A 24,688-nucleotide genomic window follows, 5' to 3' on the forward strand; every position below is an offset into this window, starting at 1 on the left:
GTGATGTGTGGGTTGGATCAGGCCGCCGCGGCCTGTTCGTCGAGCCAGCCCTGGCGAAGTTCGGGCACCGAACGGGCCAGCAGCTCGTAGTAGGGGTGGTGGGGGCCGCGTTCGTAGTCGGCACGTGCGACCTGGGCCAGCTTGCGGCCGTGCTGCATGACGACGATCTCGTCGCATACCGAGCGCACCGTGTGCAGGTCGTGGCTGATGAAGAGATAGGACAGGCCCAGCCCGCGCCGCAGCTCGGCGATCAGGTCCAGCACGGCCGCGCCGACGACGGTGTCCAGCGCGGAAGTGACCTCGTCGCACAGGATGAGCTCTGGCTCTGCGGCGAGCGCCCGCGCCAGGTTGACGCGCTGCTTCTGCCCGCCCGACAGGCCGCCAGGCAGCCGCCCGGCCACCGCGGCGGGCAGCTTGACCAGGTCCAGCAGCTCGCTGATGCGACGCTGCAACGGCTCGCCCGACAGGCCGCGGTAGAACTGCAGCGGCCGCGCCAGGATGCGCTCGATGGTCTGGGAAGGATTGAGCGCCGTGTCCGCCATTTGGAAGACGATCTGCACGCGCCGCAGCTCTTCTTTGCCGCGTTGCTCCAGCGTCGGCGGCATCGGGCGGCCTTCGAACAGCATCTCGCCCCGGCAGGGCGCGATCAGGCCGGCGATGGCGCGGGCCAGCGTCGTCTTGCCCGAGCCGGACTCGCCGATGACACCGATGGCCTGGCCGCGGTAGAGCTTGAGGTTGATGTCCTCCAGGATCAGCGCCTTGGGCTGGCCCTGCTTGTCGCGCGGGCCGTAGCCGGCCGACAGCTGGCGCACCTCCAGCAGCGGCGTCTCGGCCGTCGCGGCGCTGGCAATGCCCGCCTCGCGTGCCTTGGGCCGAGCCGCGGCCAGCAGGCTCTGCGTGTAGTCGTGTGCAGGCGCGGCCAGGATCTGTGCAGTGGCGCCCAGCTCGCGCATCTGGCCGTCGCGCAGCACGAGGATGTGGTCGGCCATCTGCGCGACGACGGCGAGGTCGTGGCTGACGTAGACGGCCGTCGTGCGACGCTCGCGCACGACGCGGCGGAACGCGCGCAGCACCTCGATCTGCGTCGTCACGTCCAGCGCCGTCGTGGGCTCGTCCAGGATGACGAGCTCGGGGTCGGTGATCAGCGCCATGGCCGCCATCAGGCGCTGCAACTGGCCGCCCGAGACCTGGTGCGGGTAGCGTGCACCGATGGTGTCGGGGTTGGGCAGAGCCAGCTCGCGGAACAGCACGATGGCCTTGGCCTCGGCATCGGGCCGGGTTGATGTGCCGTGTATCAGGGCTGGCTCGACGACCTGGTCCATGATCGTGCGCGAGGGGTTGAACGAGGCCGCCGCGCTCTGTGCGATGTACGACACGCGGCGACCACGCAGCGCGCGCTGGCCGGCCGCGTCGAGTTCCAGCACCTCGGTGTCGCCGATGCGTACGCTGCCGCCGGCGATGCGGCAACCCGTACGCGCATAGCCCATCATGGCCAGCGCAGTGGTCGTCTTGCCGGAGCCGGACTCGCCGATCAGGGCCAGCACCTCGCCAGGGGCGATGGTGAAGCTCAGGCCGTCGACGATGGTCTGCTCGGCATCGCGCGCGCCGGCGACGATGCGCAGGCTTTGGACTTGGACCTGGGCGCCCATCAGTGGTCTCCGCGGGCGGCGCGGCCCGGCAGGTTGTCAATCAACAGGTTCACAGCGATGGTCAGGCTGGCGATGGCCAGCGCCGGTGCGACGATGGCGGCGCTGCCATTGGCCAGTGCGCCAATGTTCTCGCGCACCAGCGAACCCCAATCGGCGTCCGGCGGCTGCACGCCCAGCCCCAGGAAGCTCAGCGACGCCAGCAGCAGCACGACGTAGACGAAGCGCAGGCCCAGGTCGGCCAGCATGGGGTTGACGATGTTGGGCAGGATCTCGTGCAGCATGATGTAGAGCCGGCCCTCGCCGCGGGTGCGTGCCACGGTGACGTAGTCCATCGCGTTGATGTTGACGGCCAGAGAGCGCGCAATGCGGAAGGCGCCGGGCACGTAGATCAGTGCGGCCGTCGGGATCAACATGGGCAGCGTGGAGCCGAAGGCGGCCACCATGATCAGCGCCAGCATCTTGGATGGAATGGACGTCAGCGTGTCGATGCCGCGGCTCAGCACCGCGTCCACCCAAGGCGGGCTGGCTGCGGCCAGCAGCGCCAGCAACGTGCCGGTGCTGCTGGCCATCAGCGTGGCCAGCAGCGCGATGCCGACCGTGTAGCGCGCGCCCTGGATGACGCGGGCCAGCATGTCACGGCCCAGGTAGTCCGTGCCCAGCCAGTGGTGTGCGCTCATCGGCGAGAACACGTCGGCATTGCCCATGTCTGAGCCGTCCTGGCCCAGCAGCGCCGGGCCAAACGCGGCTGCCAGCAGCCAGGCGATCAAGATGGCCAGGCCGAGCAGGCCCGGCCAAGGCATCGCGAGCCGGCGGCGACGCGGGGAAGGAGCGAAGGAAGCAGAGCTGGTCATGGGCGTCTCGATCAGCGATGGCGCAGCCGCGGGTTGGCGACGATGCTGCACAGGTCGGCCAGCGTGACCAGCAGCAGGTAGACGGCGCAGAACAGCATGGCGCAGGTCTGCACGAGAGGCATGTCGCGCTGCGACACGCCGTCGACCATCAGGCTCGCAATGCCGGGGTAGTTGAAGATGGTCTCGACGATGATGACGCCGCCCAGCAGATAGGACAGCGACAGCGCCACTGCGTTGGCGATGGGGCCGATGGCGTTGGGCAGCGCGTGCGCGAGCACCATGCGGGTGGGCGAAGCGCCCTTGAGCTGCACCATCTCGATGTAAGGCGCCTTGAGCTGGTCGACGATGGCCGCGCGGGTCATGCGCATCATCTGGGCAACGGTCACGCAGCACAGCGTCAGCACAGGCATCGCGAACACACGCAGCATCTGTCCCGCAGACTCGATGCTGCTGGTCGATGACAGCGCCGGCAGCCAGCGCAGCTGCACCGCGAAGATCAGCACGGCCAGCGTCGCGACGAGGAACTCCGGCACCGAAACGACGGCCACGGCGCCCGAGCTGGCCATGCGGTCGAACCAGCTGCCGCGCCACATCGCTGATGCGATGCCCAGCGCAAGCGCAACCGGCACCGAGATCGCGGCCGTGATGCTGGCCAGCAGCAGCGAGTTGGGCAGGCGGCTGGCGATCATGTCGGCCACCGGCGCACCGCTGACGATGGACATGCCCGGTTGACCGGTCAGCAGGCCGCTCAGCCAGCGCCAGTAGCGCACCGGCGCCGATAGGTCCAGACCCATCTGCTGGCGCAGCGCGGCCAGCGACTCGGCCGTGGCCTCCTGGCCCAGCTGGGCCTCGGCGGCGTCGCCGGGCAGCACGGCCGTGATCGCGAACACGACCGCCGACACCACGAGCAGCGAGACCGCTGCCAACGCGATGCGGCTGACCAGCAGGCGCAGGATCAGGAGGTTCACGGCTTCAGGCTTCCAGCCAGACGTTCTCGGCGAAGGAGTAGCCCATCAGGCCGCCCAGCGGGATGGGTCGCAGACCCTTCAGCTTGCTCGTATGGCCGTCGATGCTCTCGAGGAACATCGGGATGCCGACGCCGGCCTCCTCGTGGATCAGTACCTGCATGTCGGCATACATCTGCTTGCGCTTGGCCTGGTCGGTCTCGGCGCGGGCGGCGATCAGCAGCTGGTCGAACTTGTCGCTCTTCCAGCGCGAGCCGTTCCAGGTGGCGTCGGACTTGAAGAACTGCGTCAGCAGCGTGTCGGCGCTCGGGCGCGGGTTGACGTTGCCGAAGCCCACGGGGCTGTTGAGCCAGTGGTTGGACCAGTAGCCGTCGGCGGGCATGCGCTTGACGTCCAGATTCAGGCCGATGCGCTGCGCCGACTGCTGCAGCACCAGCGCCATCTCGACCGAGTACAGCGCCACCGGCGAGGTCACGACCGGGATGCGTGCGCTGCCCACATTGGCCTTGGCCAGGTGGAACTTGGCCTTCTCCGGGTCATAGGGGCGCTTGGGCAGGCCGGCGAAGAAGAAGCGGTTGCTCGGGTCGATGGGCTGGTCGTTGGCGACGACGGCATGGCCCAGCGCGATGGACTTGCGCATCTGCTCGCGGTCGAACAGGTACTTCATGGCCAGCACGAAGTCCGGATTGGCGCCGGGGCCCATGTCCTTGCGCATGATCAGGTCGGAGTACTGGCCCGCCTGCGTGCCGAAAATCGCATAGCCCGGCGTGGCGCGTACACGTTCGACGGAGCGCGGATTGATGGCAGCCACGAGGTCCAGGTCGCCCGACAGCAGTGCATTGACACGCGCGCCTTCATCGCCGATGCCGACGAACTCGATCTCGTCGAGGTAGGGCTGGCCGGGTTTCCAGTAGGCGTCGTTGCGCACGACGATGGAGCGCACGCCGGGCTTGAACTCCTTGAGCTTGAAGGGCCCGGTGCCGATGCCGGTCGAGAAGTCGGTCGTGCCTTCCTTGACGATCAGGAAGTTGAAGGTGCCGAGGACGACCGGCAGGTCGGCATTGGGCTGCACGAGAGTGACCGTGATCTCGTTGGCGCCGCTGGCCTTGACGCTGTCGATCTGGTCGGCCAGCGCCTTGGCCTTGGAGGCCGTCGCGGCATCCTTGTGGCGCAGCAGCGAGAACACCACGTCGGCGGGCTGCAAGGCCTTGCCGTCGTGGAAGACGACGCCCTTGCGCAGCTTGAAGACCCAGGTCTTGGCGTCCTTGGTGGTGAACGATTCGGCCAGCGCCGGCTGCGGGGTCAAGCTGCCGTCCAGCGCGGTCAGCCCGTTGTAGAGCATGGTGCCGCGGGAGTAGTCCGTCTGGTTGGCCATCTTGGCCGGGTCCAGCGTGTCGCTGATGGCGGCCGTGGCACCGGCCACGCGGATGCGGCCGCCGCGCCGCGGCGTCTGCGCATGGGCCGATAGCGCCGTGCCGGCCACGCCCGTGGCCAGCGCCAACTGCATGCCGCCGCCGGCGAGCATCGAAAGCAGGTCGCGCCGTGTGGCGCCGCGCTTGAGCGCGCTGAGAAGCTCGACGCTCTCCTGCGGGCCGACCATGTCTTGCAGCTTGCTATGTCCGTTCATGTGAGTCTCCTGACGCAAGGTCTGTTCTCAGGACAACCTGTCCTTGAGGCGGTAGTAGAGGCCGACGGCCGGTAGGAACCAGGGCGGGCCGACGTGACCCGGGATGGCGGGCCAGGGGCGGTCGCGCCAGGGGTTGGCGGCCGCGTTGCCGAGCAGGGTCTCGGCCATGCGCTGGCCCATGTGCACCGACATCTGTGTGCCGTGGCCGCTGTAGCCCATCGAATAGAAAACGCCGTCGCGCTCGCCGGCATGGGGTAGGCGGTCGCGGCTCATGTCGACGAGGCCGCCCCAGCAGTAGTCAATGCCGATGCCCTTGAGCTGCGGGAAGGTCTGCTCCAGGCCTTCGCGCAGGATGTCGCCGCTCTTCTGGTCCGACGTCGGGCTGGAGATCGCGAAGCGCGCCCGCCCGCCCCAGACCAGGCGGTGGTCCGGCGTCAGGCGGAAGTAGTGGTGGATGTTGGCGATGGTGACGTAGGTGCGTCGGCCGGCCAGCAGGGCCTGGGCCCGTTCGGCACCGAGGGGCTCGGTGACGATGATGAAACTGCCGATGCCGACGATGCGCCGGCGCAGCCAGCCGAAGCTGCCGTAGCCACCGTGCAGGCTGGCACCGGTGGCCAGCAGCACCTGGCGGGCGCGGATGGCGCCGCGCGGCGTGTGCACGATGTGCTCATGGCCCGTCCCCACGCGCTGCAGGCGCAGCACCGGCGTGTTCAGGTGGATCTGCGCGCCGCGCTTCTCGGCGGCGGCCCCAAGGCCGGTGGCGAAACGGCCCATGTGCATCTGCGCGCTCTTGCGCTGCAGCAGGCCGCCGACGAAGCGGTCGCTACCGATCTCGTCGCGTACGGCGCGGGCGTCCAGCAGGTCGACGTCGCGGTCCACCTCGCGCCGCATGCGCTCATGGCTGCGTGCCAGCGCCTCGTAGTGGGCGGGGCGAGTGGCCAGCTTGAGCTTGCCGTTGCGTTGGAAGTCGCAGTCAATGCGCTCGTCGCGCACCAGGGCCTCGACCGAATCGACGGCGGCGTCGAACTCGTGGTACCAGGCGCGAGCCTGCTCGATGCCGTACTGCTCGGCTGCGGCGACGTAGTCCACCGCCAGGCCGTTGTTGACGTGGCCGCCGTTGCGTCCCGAGGCTTCCTTGGCCACGCGGTCGCAGGCTTCCAGCACGACGACATGCCGGCCCCGCTGCGCCAGCGTGCGCGCCGCGGACAGGCCGGTGAAGCCGGCGCCGACGATGACCACGTCGGCCTGCGCCGGCAGGTCGGCGGCTTTTGGCTGGAAGGCCTGGGCTGAGTCGGTCCAGTAGGAGTCGAGTTTCACGGCAGGTTTACCTGGGTCACGGGGCACGTTAGAAGGATTTCATTGAAGCATGTGAGGCCAACGCAAATGCGGGCTTGTGGGCGCTGGCGGCACATGAAACTGTCTTTTTGACCCCTTGCTTCGGCATAGGCTGCGGCCCGCACCGCGGCGAGGCGACCATGCACCTCAAGCCGGCTTGGCGAAGGCGATCAGCACGCTTTTGACGCGTTGATTGGCTTGGGCCGTCGAAGGGCTGCTGCACGTCGAGCGCGGCGTCATGACTGCCGCTCAGCAGCCGGCCGTGGCTGAATTGCCTGCTGGGCATCTGGAGTTGATCGGAGTCAAGAGCTTGCACGGAGGGGTCCTGCTGTCACGGTCGCAACGCTGGGTTGGATGCTAGAGACGGCACCCCGGAATTTGGCTCCGTTGGCGGGCCTCGGAGCGCAGATCATTGCGACTTGGGCGGCGGTCGCAGTGCAAGCTGCGGTTCTTTGCAAACAGCAAGATCGTCCTAGCGTTGGCCCTCCTGGATGGCCAGGATGGCGTCGAGAATTCCTCTCCGGAGCCCATCTTGAATACCGTGACCCCCGCCCCGACGCCGTCGACCGACGGCATTGTTTTGCGCGCCCTGCAGGAAGCCGACCTCGACGCCGCCCTGAGCCTGTCGCAGGCCGCGCACTGGCCGCACCGGCTGGCGGACTGGCAGCTCGCGTTCCGCTTCGGTAGCGGCGTGGTGGCCGAACGCGATGGTGAGCTGGTGGGCTGCGCGATGAGCTGGCCCTGGGGGCCATCGCATGCGACGCTGGGCCTGGTCATCGTCGACCCGAAGTGCCAGGGCCGGCGCATCGGTTTCAGGCTCGTGCAGGCACTGCTGGCCGACCTCGAGGATCGCAGTGTGCTGCTGCATGCGACGGCCGAGGGGCGAGGCCTGTACGAGCGCCTGGGCTTTGTGCGCACCGGCGAGGTCAGGCAGCACCAGGGCCCTGCGCAGTCCGCGCCGCTGGTGGCGCTGGACCCCGGCTGGCGACTGCGCCCGTCGGACCAAGCCGACGCGTCGGTGCTGATCGAACTGGATGCCGCGGCACGCGGCATGCCGCGCGAGGCGCTGATGCGCGAGCTGCTGGCCGCGTCGGACACCGTCGTGCTGGACCAGGAGGGCGTGTGCCGCGGCTTTGCGATGCTGCGCCGCTTCGGCCGTGGCCTCATCATCGGTCCGGTCGTCGCGCCGGATGCGCAGGGCGCCAAGGCGCTGATCGCCCACCTCGCCGGCATCAGCGCGGGTAAGTTCGTGCGCATCGACATCGACTTCGACAGCGGTCTGACCGAGTGGCTGGAGAGCCTGGGCCTGATGCGCGTCGACGGCCCGACCGAGATGGTGCGCGGCCCGGTGCCGGCGCCCGTGCCGGGCGTGCGCCGCTACGCGCTGGTGACGCAAGCGCTGGGCTGACGCCAGCAACGCATGGCCGCGTGGCCGGCCGCGCCGATTCACGATTTCATCCCGCCGCGAGGGGCGACAAGCACAGATCATTCTGCGGGTCGCTCACTACACTTTTTCGCAAGTTCAAGGCTCCAGGAAAGGCCCACCGTGTCCATCGTCTTCCGACCCAAGTACATCAGCTTCGACTGCTACGGCACCCTGATCTATTTCCAGATGGCGCCCTGGGCGCGGCGGCTGTTTGCCGACCGCATCGCGCCGGAGCAGATGGACGCCTTCTGTGAGGACTTCTCGGCCTACCGGCTCGACGAGGTGCTGGGCGACTGGAAGCCTTATTACGACGTCGTCTACAACGCGGTGCTGCGCACGGCCAACAAATGGCGCGTGCCCTTCCGCGAGGCCGACGTGGCCGAGATCTACGCCGCCGTGCCGACCTGGGGGCCGCATCCCGACACCGTCGCAGGGCTGAAGAAGATTGCCGGCAAGATCCCCCTCGTGATCCTGTCCAACGCGATGGATCACCAGCTGGTGCACAACGTCGCCAAGCTGGAAGTGCCCTTCCACCGCGTCTACTCCGCCCAGCAGGCCAAGGCCTACAAGCCGCGGCTGCGCGCCTTCGAGTACATGGTGCAGCAGCTGGATGCCATGCCCGAAGACTTCCTGCATGTGTCGTCCAGCATGCGCTACGACCTGATGTCGGCGCGGGACATGGGCATCAAGGACAAGGCCTTCGTCAACCGCAAGCATGAGCCGGGCGCGCCGGGCTATGAATACGCCGAGATTTCCGACATCGGCGGCCTGGCCGGTCTGGTGGGGCTGTGAGCTTCGCGTCGGCTGCTGACTGATGGCGCTGCTGCTGCTCTCCACGGCGGAGCGCGGCGAGGTCTGGCCGCGCGTGTTCGCCGAAGCGGGTGAGTCCATCGTCGTCGGCGAGGCGTCGGTGGGCGACCCCGCCGCCATCGACCACATCGCCTGCTGGGTGCCGCCGCAGGACTTGTCGGCCTACACCGGACTCAAGACCCTGATCTCGGTCGGTGCTGGCGTCGACCACCTGCCGCCGCTGCCCGCCGGCATCGCGCTGTCGCGCACGATCGCGCCGGGCATCGAGGCCATGGTGCGCGACTGGGTCGTGATGGCGACGCTGATGGCCCACCGGGACATGCCCACCTACCTGGCGCAGGCTCGCAATCGCGTGTGGAAGGCGGGCAAGGTCATGGCAGCCAGTGCTCGTACGGTCGGCATCCTGGGCATGGGTCGGATCGGACGGCTGGCCGCCGCCAGCCTCGGCAGCTTGGGCTTTTGCGTGCGCGGCTGGAGCTTGTCGGGAACTCAGGTCGATGGCATCGAGATGTTTGCTGCCGCCGAACTCGACGGTTTCCTTGGCGGCACCGACATCCTCGTCTGCCTGCTGCCGCTCACCGGGTCCACGCGCGGCATCCTCGGCGAGGCTTTGTTCGCGAAGCTGCCGCAGGGCGCGCGCCTGGTGCACGCCGGTCGTGGCGCGCACCTCGACATGGCGGCGCTGTCGTGTGCGCTCGACGCGGGCCAACTCGCGTCGGCCATCCTCGACGTGACCGACCCGGAGCCGCTTCCCGCGGAGCACCCGCTCTGGAGCGATCCGCGCGTGATCGTCACGCCACACGTCGCCGCGCAGACGGATGCCCGCGAAGGGGCGTTGCACGCACTGGCCGTGATCCGCGCGGTGCGTGAAGGGCAGCCCATCCCCGGCCTCGTCGCGCGCGAGCGCGGCTACTGAGCGCACTGGGCCTGCTCGGCGTTGACTGCCGCAGGTTCTGCCGTGGCAGGCCCGAACAACGCGGCGTCGGCACTGTCGCCCGGGGGGCTTTTGGCACCACCCGCCGTGACGCTGAGCCTAAGCTGACTGCGTGTCCACGAAGCCTGTTCCGCACGCCATGCAGCACCCCGCCAACCCCCATCTCGACCAACTCCTCGCGCTGGACCGCGAGCATCTGATCCACCCGGTCGCGCCCTGGCGCAAGCATGAGCAGCGTGGCGCCACGGTGCTGGAGTCGGGGCAGGGCGTCTGGCTGCGCGATGCCAGCGGCCACGAGCTGCTCGATGCCTTCGCGGGCCTGTGGTGCGTCAACGTCGGCTACGGCCACGAGAGCATCGTGGCAGCCGCCGCCGAGCAGATGAGGAAGCTCCCCTATGCGACCGGCTACTTCCACTTCGGCAGCGAACCGGCCATCCGCCTGGCGGCCAAGCTGGTGGACATCACGCCGGCCTCGCTGACGCGCGTCTATCTGACGCTGGGTGGCTCGGAGGCCGTCGACGCGGCCATCCGCCTGATCACGCAGTACTACAACAACACCGGCCGGCCGGCGAAGAAGCATTTCATCTCGCTGCAGCGCGGCTATCACGGCTCCTCGTCGATGGGCTCGGGCCTGACCGCGCTGCCGGTGTTCCACCGCGGCTTCGACATGCCGCTGCCCAACCAGCACTACATCCCCTCGCCCTATCCCTACCGCAACGCGGAGGGCGGCGACGACCAGGCCGTCATCGCGGCCTCGGTCGCGGCGCTGCGCGCCAAGGTGGCCGAGCTGGGTGCCGAGCGCGTGGCGGCCTTCTTCTGCGAACCCATCCAGGGCTCCGGCGGCGTCATCGTGCCGCCCAAGGGCTGGCTGAAGGCGATGCGCGATGCGGCGCGCGAACTCGACATCCTCTTTGTCGTCGACGAGGTCATCACCGGCTTCGGCCGCACCGGGCCGATGTTCGCCTGCGAGGCGGAGGGCGTGGAGCCCGACCTGATGACGCTGGCCAAGGGCCTGACGGCGGGCTATGCGCCGATGGGCGCGACGCTGCTGTCCGAGCAGGTCTATGCCGGCATCGCCGACGGCGCTCCCGCCGGTGTGGCCATCGGCCATGGCGCCACCTACTCGGCCCACCCGGTCAGCGCCGCGGTGGCGCTGGAGGTGCTGCGGCTTTACGAGGAGGGCGGCATCCTGGCCAACGGCCAGCAGGTGGCGCCGCATTTCGCGGCCGTGCTGGACGGCCTGGCCGACCACCCGCTGGTGGGCGACGTGCGCTACCGCGGCCTGCTCGGCGCGCTGGAGCTGGTCAGCGACAAGGCCACCAAGCGCGGCTTCGACGCCAGCCTCGGCCTGGCCGACCGGATCTTTGACACCGGCTACCGCAACGGCCTGGTGTTCCGCTCCTTCGGCGACCACATCCTGGGCTTCGCGCCGGCGCTGTGCTTCAGCGCGGACGAGTTCGCGCAGATGGGCCAGCGCCTGAAGAAGACGCTGGACGAAGTGTTGGCGGCACCCGACGTGCGCGCCGCACTCAAGTGACGCCAGTGCGCTGAGAATCGGAACTTCAGCGTTCAACAGTCCAAGCATTGTGGTAGCCCCTCTCAAGCTCGACCGCCTCGACCTGCGCATCCTCAGCCAGCTGCAGAAGAACGGGCGCATCACGAATGTCGACCTGGCCGATGCCGTCGGCCTGTCGCCAAGCCCTTGCCTGATTCGGGTCAAGCGCCTGGAGCAGGCGGGCTACATCTCCGGTTACGGCGCGCAGCTGCGGCTTGAGAAGCTCGGTGACACGCTGACCGTCTTCACCGAGGTCACGCTGTCCGACCACCACCGCGAGGACTTCGCGCGCTTCGAGGCCGCCATCCGCGAGGTCGACGAGATCCTCGAATGCCATCTGGTCAGCGGCGGCTACGACTATCTGCTGCGCTTCATGACGCGCGGCGTCAACCACTACCAGTCCATCATCGAAGGCCTTCTCGAGCGCAATATCGGCATCGAGAAGTACTTCAGCTTCATCGTCATCAAGTCGCCCTTCATCAAGACGCATTACCCGATCGAGCGCCTGTTCCCGCAGGAACCCTGAGCCGCGGTTCAACGCGCTTTTCCTCGATCGGCCTTCGCAGCTTCCTCCTTCGGGGCCTGCCGTAAACGGCAGATTCAACTCCGCGTTCTGGCCAACACTTGTCGCTGTTCGTTGGACTTTTCGCCCCCGTTTTCAAGGAGCATTGATGAAGGCATTCGGCAAGGTTTTGACATCGGCAGCCCTCGCGGCCGGTCTTCTGTCCGCCAGTGGCGCCCAGGCCCACGGCTTCTGGTTCGCGCAGCGCGCCAACTCCCTCGCGATGGTCTTCGGCGTCGGCGCCGACGATCTCGACGTGGTGAAGCGCCTGCCCAAGATCACCAGCTTCGGCGGCTATGACGATGACGGCCAGGAAGTGCCGACCAAGCTCGTCACCAACGGCGCGCTCGTCACGGTCGACGTCGACAACCAGCCCGCCTTCGTCGCCGCCGTCATGGACTACGGCATGTGGAGCAAGACGCCCGACGGCAAGTGGCACAACAAGGGCAAGGACGAGGTGCCCGGCGCCATCATCAGCGAGAAGAACTACAAGTACGGCGTGCACCTGCGCCGCGAGCTGAACGGGCCGGTGCCTCTGCTGCCCGGGCAGACGCTGCAGATCGTGCCGGTGAAGACGCCGCTACCCGTGAAGGCCGGGCAGCTGCTGAAGCTGCGCGTGCTCTACAACGGCAAACCTGCGGCCGGCGCGCGCGTGCTGTCGGACTTCGTGAACGACCCGGACGAGAAGGGCGCCAGCACGGCCAAGGACGGTACGGTCACGGTCAAGGTGCGCAACCAGGGCCTCAATGTCATCGTCGCGGTCTTCAAGTCGGCGCCCGAGGATGCGGCGAAGACCAACGCTGTCGAGAACCTGGCGACGCTCTCCTTCGTCCTCGCCCATGAACCTGAATGATGTCGTTCCGTCCCTGCCAAAAGGTGCTGCCATGAAGAAACTGTCCACCCTCCTCATGCTTGCCGCCGCGCTGACGGCCGGCACCGCCTGGGCCCATGGCGACGGGGTCGCCCGCCATGGCGGCATCGTGCAGATGGCTGGCGAGCTCAAGTTCGAACTCGTCGCCAAGGGCGATGCGGCCGAGCTCTACCTCGACGACCACGGCGAGGCCGTGCCGACGGCCAAGCTCACCGGCAAGCTCACCGTGTTGAGCGCCGGCAACAAGTCCGAAGCGAAGCTTGAGCCCGCGGGCGACAAGCTCGTCGCCAAGGGCGTGAAGCTCGTCAAGGGCGACAAGGTCATCGCCATCGTGACCACGGAAGACAAGCAGAACAACAGCGCGCGCTTCGTGATCAAGTGAGTCTGTGCGGCCGGCTAGCCGGCCTGAGGCTGTTCACGCCGCCTCTTGTCGTGGCGTGGACACGCCTTAGAAGTCTGACACCTTGCCCCACTGCGCCTTGGCGAAGCGCGCCAGCCGGTACTGCGCAATCTCCGCGAGCGGCGGACGGCCGAGCAGGATGTCGGCCACCAGGTGGCCGGCGCCGGGGCCGATGCCGAAGCCATGGCCGGAGAAGCCGGCGGCCAGCAGCAGGCCAGGCACACCGATGTCGCCGTCGATGACGGGTACGCCGTCCGGCGTCGAGTCGATGTAGCCGGCCCACTCCGCCTGCACCTGCACCTGCTGCAGCGCGGGCAGCAGCGCGCGGGCGCGCTGCAGCGTCCGGTCCAGTGTGGCGCGCGCCGGCTTCGGGTCGAGCACGCGCACAGCCTCCATCGGCGTCGGCCGGTCCATGGCCCAGCGGCTGCGGGTTTCGAAGCCGGCCTGCCAGGCCTGCAGGCCGCCCGGCGACAGCATGCGCCAGCGCTTGGCGAACATCGGCACGAAGTGCTTGGCGCCGTACAGCATGCCGGGCGTGGGGTCGACCTTGCCGAAGCCCGAGATGGCGAGCGTGTAGCCGCCATCGCCGCGGCGCGTGACCGAGGCGCCGGCCGTGTGCAGTGCCGCAGGCAGGCCCTGGGCCCCGGGGGCGACGGACAGGATGGAGCTGCGGATGGCGGCCTGCGGGAAGGCGATGCCCAGCTGATGCAGGAAGCTCGCCGCCCAGGCGCCGCCGGCCAGCACGACCTGGCGCGTGCGGATGACACCGCGCTCGGTGATGACGCCGCTGATGGCGCCGCCTTCACGCTCGATGCCGCGCGCCGCGCAGCCCTGCACGACGATGCCGCCATGCTTGAGCACGCCCTGGGCGATGGCAGGTGCCGCGCGTGCAGGGTCGGCGATGCCATCGGTGGGCGACCACACGCCGCCCTTCCAGGCCTGGCCAGTCGCCGCGCCGCGCTCGGCAGCCTCGGCAGCGTTCAGCATGCGGGTGTCGACGCCGACGCCGCGGGCGAACCGGCCCCAGGTCGCCCAGGTGTCGAGTTCCTTGTCGTCGTTGGACAGATAGAGCAGGCCGCAGCGCGAAAAGCCCATGTCGTCGCCGATGTCGGCGGCCATGTCCTCCCACAGCGCGAGGCTCTTGGTGGACAGTGGCAGCTCGCGCGCATCGCGGTTCTGCTGGCGGCACCAGCCCCAGTTGCGGCTGGACTGCTCCGCGCCGACGCGGCCCTTCTCGAGCAGCACGACGCGCTGGCCGGCGCGCGCCAGCCAGTAGGCGGCGCTGACGCCGACGATGCCGGCGCCGATGACGACGCAGTCGGCGTGGGCGGGCAGGGTGTCGGATGTGGCGATGGACTTCAGAGGTGCGGGCATCGGGTCTTTTTGGTCGGGGAGCCGGGCGCCTGCCTCCGTCGGAGGCGCCGCAGTGCGGATTCAGTCTAGGAGTGAACCCGCGGCATAGGGCTGCGCATCACGTGTCGCAGGCGACATTCCCGACTCCGCAGGCGGGTTCGGGCCGCAGGATGTGCCGCTGGCTTCCCGTCCCCATTGGTGCAAACGCGCACCAAGCCATGTGCTCGGCGCACCAGCCCTCGGCATGCAGCAGACTGTGCTGTGCCGGGCCTGCCAAATCGACATGAGATTGCGTGCACAGGGGCCTAAACAACAGGGGGCTTGGAGGGCAACTTACATAATTGCTTCATGAACCGCCCGGTCGTCATTGCCGCCCTGCTGATGTCGATACTGCTGCAAGCAGTCTCGCTGGGCGGCCATTGGGTCGGCGCGGCGAACCCGGCCGAAGCCCTGCATGCGGTGATGCATTGGTCCGGTCTGTCCCACCACCATGACCATGCCGTCACCGCGGCCTCGGCCGACGACGACGCGGGCTTCGAGGCCTTTGCCGACGAGCTGGCATCGGTCACGCTGAAGCCGCACCAGAGCTACCACCAGGACCATTCGGTGGACTCCAACCATCACATGGGCCAGGACGCTTGCGTCAGCGCCATGGGGCCTCTGCCCGCCGGCCTCGGCGGCGCGTTCCTGGGGGTGAGCAGCCCGCGGCCGCCGGCGCTGTCTGAGGCCGAGCCGGTCGACCCCTGCCTCGCCGGTCCACGACGACCGCCCAAACACCGCGCCTGATTCCGAGCGGGCTCCCGCGCCGGTGCCGACAGGCACGCGCGTCGCGGTGAGCGTTGTCCATGCAGCAGTCAGATTCATGGCCTGCGCGTCAGCGGCGCGCGGCCGGATCGTGGCGGCTCGAGATCGGCAGGAAGAACTTGAAACCCATCCACAGGATCAGCTCACGCGCCGTCGCCGCAGCGATGGCCTGTTGTGCAGCGCTGCTCGGCCCGGTGCCGGCGGCTGCGGCGCCGGTGACGCTGGCGCAGGCCGTTGATGCGGCCTGGCAGCGCACCCAGGCCGGTGCCGCGTCACAGGCCCAGCAACTGCGCGCCGACGCGGAGCGCAAGGCCGCGACCAGCTATCTGGCCGCGTCGCCGGCGCTGTCGCTGTCGCAGCGCAGCGACCGCTGGCAGAACAACCGCGGCGTCCAGGAAAACGAAGTCGGCATCGCGCTGCCGCTGTGGCTGCCCGGCCAGCGCGGTGCGCGCCAGGCGGCTGCCGACAGCGAATCCGGCCTGGCCGCCCAGGGCGCCCAGGTGGCCCGGCTCCGCCTGGCCGGCCAGCTGCGCGACCTGGCCTGGAGCCTCGCGGGGCTGAAGGCCGAAGCGGCCAATGCCCGCGCCCAGCAGGCCTACCTGCAGGCTCTGGCCTCCGACGTTGAGCGGCGCGTCAAGGCCGGCGACTTGGCGCGCAGCGATGCCCTCGCCGCGCAGGGCGAAAGCCTGGCCGCTGGCGCCGAGCTGGATGCCGCCGAACAGCGCCTCGGCGCTGAGCGCCAGCGCTGGACGGCGCTGACCGGCCTGGAGGCCGACATCGAGGCCACCGAGCCCGCGGCCCCCGAGGCCGACCCGCTGGACCAGGACCGCCACCCGCTGCTGGCCCAGCAATCGCTGGCCGTGGACACGGCGCGGCGCCAGCTGGAGGTCTCGCGGCGCGACGTCGCCGAGGCCCCCGAGCTGAGCGTCACCTACCGCAGCGAGCGCGATGCGCGCGGCCAGCCCAGCCAGGGCAGCATGGTGCTGGCGCTGCGCGTGCCCTTTGGCACGGCGGTGCGTAACGAGCCGCTGCGCGCTGCGGCGCAGGGTGCGCTCGACCAGGCCCTGGCCGAGCAGACCCGCACACGCCTGGAGCTCTCCGCCGAGCTGGCCATCGCCCGCGATGCCCAGCAGGCTGCCGACCGCCAGGCCGCGCTGCAACGCGATCGTGCGGCTCTGCTGCGCCAGCGCGCGGCGCTGCTCGACAAGTCATTCCGCGCCGGCGAGACCGCGCTGCCAGAGTTGCTGCTGGCCGTCCAGGCCGCCGCTCTGGCCGATGCCGCACTCGCCCGCCAACAGGCCGCACAGGGCAATGCCCGTGCGCGCTATCTCCAAGCTTCAGGTGTCCTGCCATGAACCCCTCATCTCTCCATAGCCGCCTGGCGCTGGCCGCCGGCCTGTGCCTGCTGCCTTTGCTGTTTTCAGGCCTGGCTCTCGCCTCGCCGGGCGCCCACGGCCCCAACGGCGAGCATCTCGACGGCCCCGCGGCCGTGTCCGCCAGCTCCGGCCTGCCGCGCATCGAAGCGCATTCCGAGCAGTTCGAGATCGTCGGCCGCCTGGCCGCCTCCGGCCTTGTGCTCTACGTCAGCCGCTACGAAACCAATGAGGCCGTGCTGGGTGCCCAGCTCGATGTCGAACTCGGCAACCTGAAGGCGCGCGCCGCCTTCGAGGCCGAGCCCGGCAGCTACCGCCTGAACGACAAGAAGCTGGTCGACGCGCTGCACCAGGCCGGCAACCATTCCCTGGTCTTCACCGTGACCGCGGGCGCCGACAGCGACCTGCTGGACGGCACGCTGGCCGTCGCCGCGCATGACGACCACGACCATGCCGAGGGCACCGGCAGCGGCCTGCGCCGTGGCGCCGCCGCCGTCGCTGGCGCTGGCCTGCTGGCCGCCCTGGCCGTGGTGCTGCTGCGCCGCCGCCGCAACGCATACGGAGCTGCACGATGAAGACGATGCTGAGCTTGCTGACCCCGCTGACGTTCAGCCTGCTGATCGGCGTGGCCCAGGCCTCGCCGGGCGCCCATGGCCCCAACGGCGAACATCTCGATGGCCCTGCCGTCGCCAAGGTCGATGGCCTGGCCCGCCTGCCTGACGGCAGCGTGCAGGTTCCCGTGCCGGCCCAGCGCCGCATGGGCCTGCTGACCCGCATGGTGCCGCTGACCGACGCGCCCGCCGCGCTGCAACTGCCGGCCCGCGTCGTCGTCGACCCCAATGCCAGTGGTCGCGTGCAGACCGTGCAGGGCGGTCGCATCGAGCCCGGCCCCAAGGGTCTGCCGGTGGCGGGCCAGACGGTGCGCCGCGGCGAGGTGCTGGCCTATGTGCGCTTCCACGCCGAGCCCTTCGCCAGGGCCAACCAGCAGTCCTCGCTGAGCGAACTGCACGCCAGCCGCGCCACCGCGGCCCAGCGCGTGCAGCGCCTGCGCTCGCTGGAGGGCAGCGTGCCGCGCAAGGAGATCGAGGCGGCCGAGGCCGAGCTGGCCAGCCTGACGGCGCGCGAACGCGATATCGGTGCCAGCCTGCAGGCGCGCGAGGCGCTGGTGGCGCCGGTCGACGGCGTCATCGCCAGCACGGCCGCGCTGGCCGGCCAGGTGGTCGAGCCGCGCGACGTGCTGTTCGAGGTGGTGGACCCGGCGCGCGTGCTGGTCGAGGCCAGCACCGCCGACCCGGCCATCGCCCGGCGCATCACCGGCGCCAGGCTGCAGGAGCAGGCCGGCGTGAAGCTGAGCCTGATCGGCGCCGGCCGCGTGCTGCGCGACGGCCTGCTGCCGCTGACCTTCCGCGCCCAGGCCGAGAAGGGCGGCAATCTGCCGCTGGCTATCGGCCAGACGCTGGGCGTCATCGTCACGCTGGACATGCAGCTCAAAGGCTTCGTGCTGCCGGCCCAGGCAGTCGTGCGCAACCCGGCCAACGAGGCCATCGTCTGGATCAAGTCCGGCGCCGAGCGCTACATCCCGCAGCCGGTGCAGTACCGGCCGCTGGACAGCAACTCGGTCGTCGTGACGCAGGGCCTGGGCGAGGCGAACCGCGTCGTCGTCCAGGGCGCGTCGCTGATCGCGCAGATCCGCTGAACGGACGGACGACATCATGTTCAACTGGATCGTCCGTTACAGCCTCCACAACCGGCTCTTCGTGCTGGCCTTCGCGGCCATGCTGATGGTCTACGGGGCCATCACCGCCTGGCGCACGCCGGTCGACGTCTTCCCCGATCTCAACAAGCCCCTGATCACCGTGCTCACCGAGGCCGGTGGCATGGCGCCGGAAGAGGTCGAGCAGCTGGTCACGGTGCCCATCGAGACCGCGCTGAATGGCATGCCCGGCGTGACGCGCGTGCGCTCGACCTCGGGTGTGGGCCTGGCCATCCACTACGCCGAGTTCGACTGGGGGACCGACGTCTACCGCAACCGGCAGATCGTTGGCGAGCGCCTGGCCCTGGTGCGTGAACAGCTGCCCACCGGCATTGCGCCGGTCATGGGGCCGGTGTCTTCCATCATGGGCGAGGTCATGCTGATCGCGCTGCCGCTGAAGGCGGGCGACCCCAAGGCCGCCACGCCGATGCAGGTGCGCGAGTACGCCGACTTCGTGCTGCGGCCACGGCTGCTGTCTATCGTCGGCGTGTCGCAGGTCATCCCGATCGGCGGCGAGGTGCGCACGCTGCGCGTCGAGCCCGACACCGTGCGCATGGCGCAGGCAGGCGTGTCGCTGACGCAGATCCAGACAGCGCTGGCCGGCTTTGCGAGCAACGCCGGCGGCGGCTTCATCGACCTGAACAGCCGCGAGTACCTGATCCGCCACATGGCGCGCACCAACCGCATCGAGGACCTGCAGGGTCTGGCCGTGGCCTGGAAGGACGGCCGCGCCGTGCTGCTCGACCAGGTCGCCGCGGTGCGTGTAGCGCCGGCCATGAAGCGAGGTGACGCCGGCTACAACGGCGTGCCCGCCATCATCGTCAGCGTGCAGAAGCAGCCGGGCGCCGACACGGTGCGCCTGACCGGCCAGATCGAGACCGCGCTCAAGGAGCTGCAGGCCGGCATGCCGGCCGGCGTGGCCGCGCCCAAGGTGCTGTTCCGCCAGGCCGACTTCATCGAGGCCTCGGTCGGCAATGTCACCGAGGCGCTGCGCGACGGTGCCGTCATGGTGGCCATCGTGCTGTTCGCCTTCCTGCTGTCGGCGCGCACGACGCTGATCTCGCTGACGGCCATCCCGCTGTCGCTGGCGGTCACCGCGCTGGTGTTCGAGCTGCTGGGCCAGTCCATCAACGTGATGACGCTGGGTGGCATCGCCATCGCCATCGGCGAGCTGGTGGACGACGCGGTCGTCGACGTCGAGAACATCCTGCGCCGCCTCAAGCAGAACCGCGCGGCCGGCAACCCGCTGCCGGTGCGCGAGGTGGTGCGCCAGGCCAGCGTGGAGGTGCGCTCGGGCATCGTCTATGCGACGACCATCGTCGTGCTGGTGTTCGTACCGCTGTTCGCGTTGCCGGGCATCGAGGGGCGGCTGTTCTCGCCGCTGGGCATCGCCTACATCGCGTCGGTGCTGGCCTCGATGGCCGTGTCGATGACGCTGACGCCGGTGCTGTGCGCCTGGCTGCTGCCGCGCATGAAGCGGCTGGACCATGAGGACAGCCCGCTGGTGCGCTGGCTGAAGCGCCACGACGCCCGGCTGCTGGCCTGGTCCTTCCCGCGCGCCCGCGGGCTGGTGGGCCTGGCCGCCATCGCCGTGCTCGTGGCCGCGGCCAGCGTGCCCTTCATGCCGCGCGCCTTCCTGCCGGCCTTCAACGAGGGCTCGCTGGTGCTGGGCATGATGTTCAACCCGGGCACCTCGCTGGACGAGGCCAACCGCCTGGGCCGGCTGGCTGAAGCGCTGATCCGCGAGGTGCCCGAGGTGACCCAGGTCGGCCGCCGTACCGGCCGCGCCGAGCTGGACGAGCATGCCGAGGGCGTGCACTCGTCCGAGATCGACGTCGACCTGAAGAAGAGCGAGCGCGACCGCGAGGCCGTGATGGCGGCCATCCGCGAGAAGCTGTCCGTGCTGCCGGCCCAGGTGGCCATCGGCCAGCCCATCTCCCATCGGTTGGACCACCTGCTGTCCGGCGTGCGGGCGCAGATCGCGCTGAAGATCTTCGGCGACGACATCGACACGCTGCGCGGCCTGGCCGAGCTGATGCGCGGCAAGCTCAGCCAGGTGCCGGGCCTCGTGGACCTGACCGTCGAGAAGCAGGTGCTGATCCCGCAGATCACCGTGCGGCTGGACCAGCGCAAGGCGGCCCAGGCGGGCCTCTCGCCCGGCGAAGCCATGCGAACGCTGCAGGCGCTGACGGATGGGGCGCACAGCGCCGAGATCGTCGACGGCCAGCGCCGCTACGACCTGGTGCTGCGACTGCCGGACGCCCAGCGCAGCCCGCAGGACCTGGCGCGCACGCTGATCGACACGCCGGCCGGCCGGCTGCCGTTGTCAGCCATCGCGACGGTGGAAGAGAGCGACGGTCCCAACCAGATCGGACGCGAGAACAGCCGCCGCCGCATCGTCGTCTACGCCAATACCGACGGGCGCGACATGAGCAAGGTCATTGCCGACATCCGCAAGGCCATCGCCGACACGCGGCTGCCTGAGGGCAACTTCATCAGCCTGGAGGGCCAGTTCCAGGCCCAGGAGCAGGCCACCCGGCTCATCGTCGTGCTGTCCATGCTGTCGCTGACCATGGTCTTCCTGGTGCTGTATTCGCGCTACCGCTCGGCGGTGCTGGCCGGGGTCATCATGGCCAACATCCCGCTGGCGTTGATCGGCAGCGTGGTGGCGATGTGGCTGGCCGGCGTGACGCTGTCGGTGGCCTCGATGGTGGGCTTCATCACGCTGGCCGGCATCGCGACGCGCAACGGCATCCTGAAGGTCAGCCACTACATCAACCTGTGCCGCTTCGAGAACGAGAGTTTCGGCCAGGACATGATCGTGCGCGGCTCGCTGGAGCGGCTGACGCCCGTGCTGATGACGGCCCTGGTCGCCGCCTTCGCGCTGACGCCGCTGCTGCTGGCCGGGGACACGCCGGGCAAGGAGATCCTGCACCCGGTCGCCGTCGTCATCTTCGGCGGCCTGATCAGCTCGACGCTGCTGGACACGCTGCTGACGCCGGTGGTGTTCTGGCTGGTCGGCGAGCGCGCTACGCAGCGCCTGATCGACGAGCAGCAGGCCGACGAGGCCGAGGCCCAGCAACTCCCCACCCGCGAGGCCTTCTGATGATTGCTCTGTCACGACGTGTGAGTCTGTGGACCCTGGCGCTGGCCGCGCTGCTGCCGGCGCCGGCGGTGATCGCCCACGGCGGCGGCACGCCCCGGCACGGCGGCGTCGTGCAGTCGGCGAACGACCTCGTCTTCGAACTGGTGGCCGGGGATGACGACGCCACGATCTACATCGAGGACCACGACAAGCCCGTGGCCACGGCCGGCTTCGGCGGCAAGCTCGGCGTGCTGCTGGCGGGCATCAAGGCCGACGCGCCACTGAAGCCCGCCGCTCCCAACGCGCTGGTCGCCAGCGGCCTCAGGCTCGGTCCCGGCGCCAAGGTCGTCGCCGTGATCACCACGCCCCAGAACCAGTCCCTCGCCGTGCGCTTCACGTTGCGCTGACGACCCCGTTCCCTTCCCGCTATCCAAGCCCGTTCTTTCTCAGGAGTTTTCGCGATGTCTACCAAGTGCTATTCCCGCGCCGCGATTCCCGCGGCTGTCCTCATGGTGTGCAGCCCGGCCCTGTGGGCTGCTGAGGGCGATGCAGTGCCGGCGTCGGACGCCGCCAACAAGCTCGACATCGTCAAGGTGCTGGGCGCCAGGCAGCCCTACAAGACGCTGTCCGCTACCGGTGCGATGAAGACCGACACGCCGGTGCGCGACATGGCGCAGAGCGTGCGCGTGCTGTCGGCCGACATTCTGGAGGACGCCGGCATCACCAAGCTGGCCGATGCCCTGGACCTGGGCAGCGGCATTTCCAAGCAAAGCAACCTTGGCGGCCTGTGGGACAGCTACGCGATGCGTGGCTTCACCGGCGACCCCAACTTCGGCTCGGACTACATGGTCAACGGCTTCAATTACAGCCGCGGCTACAACGGCGTGCGCGACTCGGCCAACACGGCCTCCGTCGAAGTGCTGAAGGGACCGGCCTCGGCGCTGTACGGCCGCGGCGAACCCGGCGGCACCGTCAACATGACGACCAAGAAGCCGCTGTTCGTGCCCGAGTACACGCTGGGGCTGTCAGCCGGCAGTTACAGCACCTTCCGCCAGACGGCCGACCTGACCGGCCCGATCAGCGACCAGATCGCCTACCGCCTCAATGCCGCGCACGAGAAGGGCGACAGCTACCGTGACCATGTGAACTTCGAGCGCACGCTGGTGTCGCCGTCCTTCCTGTGGATGCTGGGTGAGGACACCACCGTCTCCTATGAGCTGGAGTATTCCAAGCAGGAAGCCACCTTCGACCGCGGCGTCGTCGCCATCAACGGCCAGCTCGGCGTCGTGCCGCGCTCGCGCTTCCTGGGCGAACCGAGCGACGGCCCTCACGTCATCAAGACCACTGGCAACCAGCTTTTCGTGCAGCACTACTTCAACGACGACTGGTCCATCCAGACCGGCGTCAGCTACCGCGAAAGCTCGATCCAGGGCATCTCGACCGAGGTGTCCGTGCTGGGCAACGGCTACACCTTCCTGCGGCCTGACGGCCGCTCCGTGGTGCGCCAGCGCCGCTCGCGCGACAACTCGGCCATCGACGTGTCGGGCCGCTTCGAGTTGCTGGGCAAGGTGCGCGGCGCGGGCCTGCAGCACAACCTGCTGTTCGGCGTGGACGGCTACAAGTTCACCGACGACCGCCTGCAGTTCCGCGTCCGGCGGCTGGCGAGCCAGGACATCGACCTCTACAACCCCGTCTACGGCAACCCGCCGCCGGCCTTCCCGGCCGCACCGCTGACCTCCACGCACGAGGAGCAGCGCTCCAAGTCGGTCTACGCGCAGGACCAGATCGACCTTTCCGCGCAGTGGAAGCTGCTGTTGGGCGTGCGCTACGACAAATACGACCAGTCGGTGCTGGATCACAACAGCGGCGCGCTCGTGGCGCAGTCGCTGAGCGCCACCTCGCCGCGCGCCGGCCTGGTCTACCAGCCGAGCAAGACGGTGTCGCTGTATGCCACCGCGTCCAAGAGTTTCCGCCCGAACAGCGGCGTCAGCTTCGAGAAGACGTCCTTCCCGGCCGAGAAGGGCAAGTCGGGCGAGGTCGGCGCCAAGTTCGACTCCGCCGACGGCAAGATCAGCAGCACGCTGGCGATCTACAAGATCTCCAAGAACAACGTGCTGACGCCTGACCCGAGGGACCCGAACAATGCCTCCATCACCGCCGGCGAGGTGCAGAGCAAGGGCATCGAGTTCGACCTGGGCGGCGAGATCGCGGCGGGCCTGCGCCTGTCGGCCGCCTATGCGTTCACGGATGCGAAGGTGACCCAGGACAACGCCGCGGCGACCGGCGTCAGCTTGGTCGGTCGCCAACTGCCCAACGTGCCGCGCCACAGCGCCAACCTGTTGCTGGTGCAGGCCTTCAAGTTGGGCGGCAACGCCGCGACGGCGGGCGTGGGCCTGAACTACGTCGGCGAGCGCGAGGGCTCCGTGGCACCGGTGAATCCGGTCGACCTCTTCAAGCTGCCGGCCTACACGACGGTCAAACTGGTCGGCAGCTACGCCATCGGCAAGGCGTGGAAGTTCTCGCTCGATGTCGAAAACGTCTTCGACAAGACCTTCTACAGCAGCTCCTACGCACAGTGGTGGGTGTACCCCGGCAACGGCCGCAAGTTCACTTTGGCGGGGCAGTACAAGTTCTGATCCGCTGAGAGCGCCAGGCCATGAAATCCATGATGCGCTTTCATCGCTGGGTCGGCCGGGGGCTGGCTGCCGTGCTGCTGGTCGCCGCGCTGACCGGTGCCGGCATGCAATGGCTGCAGCCGCTGCCCGTTCCCGCATCGGCGGTGGCGGCCATGCCTTCGCTCGAAGTGCAGGCCGGCGCGCTGGATCATGGCCTGGCGGCGCTGCGCGCCACGCGACCCGAGTTGCAGTGGCGATTGGTGCAGTTGGGCCAGCCGACGCTGCAGGTCGAGCTCGACGACGCGCAGGGGAAGCGCTGGCGGGCCCGGCTGGCGGCCACGGACGGCCGCCTGCTGGCGCTGGATGCCGAGGATGCGCTGCTGGGCCCATGGCTGGAGCGGCTGCATCTGTGGCAGTGGCTGGGGCCCGCAGGGGCCTGGCTGACCGGGCTGGTGGCCAGCCTGGCGCTGGTGTCGTTGGCCGTGGGGTTGCGCCTGTGGTGGCGGCTGCGGCACACGCGCGCGCCGCAACTGCGGCGGCGCTGGCATCGGCGCCTCGGCATCGTGGTTGTGCTGCCCCTTGCCCTGCAGTTCGGCACGGCGGCGGCGCTGAGCTGGCCGGGCGCCATGCGCGCGCTGATCGTCGGGCTGGGGGGGCAGCCGGCCGCCCCGCCCCCCCCGGCGCCGGCGCCACCAACCCCTCTCCTTGGGTCTGCATGCC

Annotated in this window: 21 protein-coding genes; 15 read left to right on the forward strand and 6 right to left on the reverse strand. The window is 69.3% G+C overall.

What is annotated here, in order from left to right; genetic code table 11:
• Positions 1–17: 17 nt before the first annotated feature.
• Genes AC07V5_RS15620 through AC07V5_RS15640 form a run of 5 tightly spaced genes read right to left on the reverse strand, consistent with a single transcriptional unit; the run spans position 18 to position 6,409 of the window.
• Positions 18–1,649, reverse strand: a complete 1,632-nt coding sequence (locus AC07V5_RS15620; RefSeq protein ID WP_495116594.1) for an ABC transporter ATP-binding protein — start codon at positions 1,647–1,649, stop codon at positions 18–20.
• Complete coding sequence (locus AC07V5_RS15625) at positions 1,649–2,500, reverse strand: ABC transporter permease (RefSeq protein WP_495116595.1); 852 nt, start codon at positions 2,498–2,500, stop codon at positions 1,649–1,651. The genes AC07V5_RS15620 and AC07V5_RS15625 overlap by 1 nt, the downstream gene beginning before the upstream one ends.
• An 11-nt stretch (positions 2,501–2,511) precedes the next feature.
• Positions 2,512–3,468, reverse strand: coding sequence for an ABC transporter permease (locus AC07V5_RS15630; protein WP_495116596.1), 957 nt, complete (start codon positions 3,466–3,468; stop codon positions 2,512–2,514).
• 4 nt (positions 3,469–3,472) lie between these two features.
• On the reverse strand, positions 3,473–5,092 hold the full coding sequence (locus AC07V5_RS15635; RefSeq protein WP_495116597.1) for an ABC transporter substrate-binding protein: 1,620 nt from the start codon (positions 5,090–5,092) through the stop codon (positions 3,473–3,475).
• A gap of 27 nt (positions 5,093–5,119) precedes the next feature.
• Complete coding sequence (locus AC07V5_RS15640) at positions 5,120–6,409, reverse strand: NAD(P)/FAD-dependent oxidoreductase (RefSeq protein WP_495116598.1); 1,290 nt, start codon at positions 6,407–6,409, stop codon at positions 5,120–5,122.
• Positions 6,410–6,956: 547 nt separating this feature from the next.
• Between AC07V5_RS15640 and AC07V5_RS15645 the strand changes: the two genes are divergently transcribed.
• The 7 genes from AC07V5_RS15645 (at position 6,957) to AC07V5_RS15675 (ending at position 12,967) form a co-directional block, all read left to right on the forward strand.
• Entirely contained in the window at positions 6,957–7,835 is an 879-nt protein-coding gene (locus AC07V5_RS15645) for a GNAT family N-acetyltransferase (RefSeq protein WP_495117070.1), read from the forward strand.
• Positions 7,836–7,979: 144 nt separating this feature from the next.
• Complete coding sequence (locus AC07V5_RS15650) at positions 7,980–8,645, forward strand: haloacid dehalogenase type II (protein ID WP_495117071.1); 666 nt, start codon at positions 7,980–7,982, stop codon at positions 8,643–8,645.
• A gap of 22 nt (positions 8,646–8,667) precedes the next feature.
• Positions 8,668–9,579 (forward strand): 2-hydroxyacid dehydrogenase, encoded by a 912-nt coding sequence (locus tag AC07V5_RS15655; RefSeq protein WP_495116599.1) that lies wholly within the window; start codon positions 8,668–8,670, stop codon positions 9,577–9,579.
• A gap of 157 nt (positions 9,580–9,736) precedes the next feature.
• Positions 9,737–11,134 carry an aspartate aminotransferase family protein gene (locus tag AC07V5_RS15660; RefSeq protein ID WP_495117072.1) on the forward strand — a complete coding sequence of 466 codons (1,398 nt, stop codon included), beginning with the start codon at positions 9,737–9,739 and terminating at the stop codon, positions 11,132–11,134.
• Positions 11,135–11,183: 49 nt separating this feature from the next.
• Complete coding sequence (locus AC07V5_RS15665; RefSeq protein WP_477900032.1) at positions 11,184–11,678, forward strand: Lrp/AsnC family transcriptional regulator; 495 nt, start codon at positions 11,184–11,186, stop codon at positions 11,676–11,678.
• Between the two features lie 145 nt (positions 11,679–11,823).
• On the forward strand, positions 11,824–12,567 hold the full coding sequence (locus AC07V5_RS15670; RefSeq protein ID WP_495116600.1) for a DUF4198 domain-containing protein: 744 nt from the start codon (positions 11,824–11,826) through the stop codon (positions 12,565–12,567).
• 31 nt (positions 12,568–12,598) lie between these two features.
• Complete coding sequence (locus AC07V5_RS15675) at positions 12,599–12,967, forward strand: hypothetical protein (RefSeq protein WP_495116601.1); 369 nt, start codon at positions 12,599–12,601, stop codon at positions 12,965–12,967.
• Positions 12,968–13,033: 66 nt separating this feature from the next.
• On the opposite strand, the gene AC07V5_RS15680 is transcribed toward AC07V5_RS15675, so the two are convergent.
• Positions 13,034–14,359, reverse strand: a complete 1,326-nt coding sequence (locus AC07V5_RS15680) for an NAD(P)/FAD-dependent oxidoreductase (RefSeq protein WP_495116602.1) — start codon at positions 14,357–14,359, stop codon at positions 13,034–13,036.
• Positions 14,360–14,686: 327 nt separating this feature from the next.
• Here AC07V5_RS15680 and AC07V5_RS15685 point away from each other — a divergent pair, with 327 nt between their 5' ends.
• From AC07V5_RS15685 to AC07V5_RS15720, 8 genes are all read left to right on the forward strand, one after another.
• Positions 14,687–15,124 carry a hypothetical protein gene (locus AC07V5_RS15685; protein ID WP_495116603.1) on the forward strand — a complete coding sequence of 146 codons (438 nt, stop codon included), beginning with the start codon at positions 14,687–14,689 and terminating at the stop codon, positions 15,122–15,124.
• Between the two features lie 137 nt (positions 15,125–15,261).
• Complete coding sequence (locus AC07V5_RS15690) at positions 15,262–16,497, forward strand: TolC family protein (protein ID WP_495116604.1); 1,236 nt, start codon at positions 15,262–15,264, stop codon at positions 16,495–16,497.
• The gene (locus AC07V5_RS15695; protein ID WP_495116605.1) at positions 16,494–17,090 is read left to right on the forward strand and encodes a hypothetical protein; all 597 of its coding nucleotides are present in this window, start codon (positions 16,494–16,496) and stop codon (positions 17,088–17,090) included. Before AC07V5_RS15690 ends, AC07V5_RS15695 begins: the two co-directional genes overlap by 4 nt.
• Positions 17,087–18,211, forward strand: a complete 1,125-nt coding sequence (locus AC07V5_RS15700; protein WP_495116606.1) for an efflux RND transporter periplasmic adaptor subunit — start codon at positions 17,087–17,089, stop codon at positions 18,209–18,211. The genes AC07V5_RS15695 and AC07V5_RS15700 overlap by 4 nt, the downstream gene beginning before the upstream one ends.
• A 16-nt stretch (positions 18,212–18,227) precedes the next feature.
• Positions 18,228–21,374: an efflux RND transporter permease subunit gene (locus tag AC07V5_RS15705; RefSeq protein WP_495116607.1), complete on the forward strand. Its 3,147-nt coding sequence runs from the start codon at positions 18,228–18,230 to the stop codon at positions 21,372–21,374.
• Positions 21,374–21,760 (forward strand): hypothetical protein, encoded by a 387-nt coding sequence (locus AC07V5_RS15710; RefSeq protein WP_495116608.1) that lies wholly within the window; start codon positions 21,374–21,376, stop codon positions 21,758–21,760. Before AC07V5_RS15705 ends, AC07V5_RS15710 begins: the two co-directional genes overlap by 1 nt.
• Before the next feature lie 54 nt (positions 21,761–21,814).
• Entirely contained in the window at positions 21,815–23,989 is a 2,175-nt protein-coding gene (locus tag AC07V5_RS15715) for a TonB-dependent siderophore receptor (protein WP_495116609.1), read from the forward strand.
• Positions 23,990–24,009: 20 nt separating this feature from the next.
• Positions 24,010–24,688: PepSY domain-containing protein (locus tag AC07V5_RS15720; protein WP_495116610.1), on the forward strand; the 679-nt coding region annotated here is incomplete at its 3' end.

This window comes from Roseateles sp. GW821-FHT02E12, assembly GCF_059421665.1.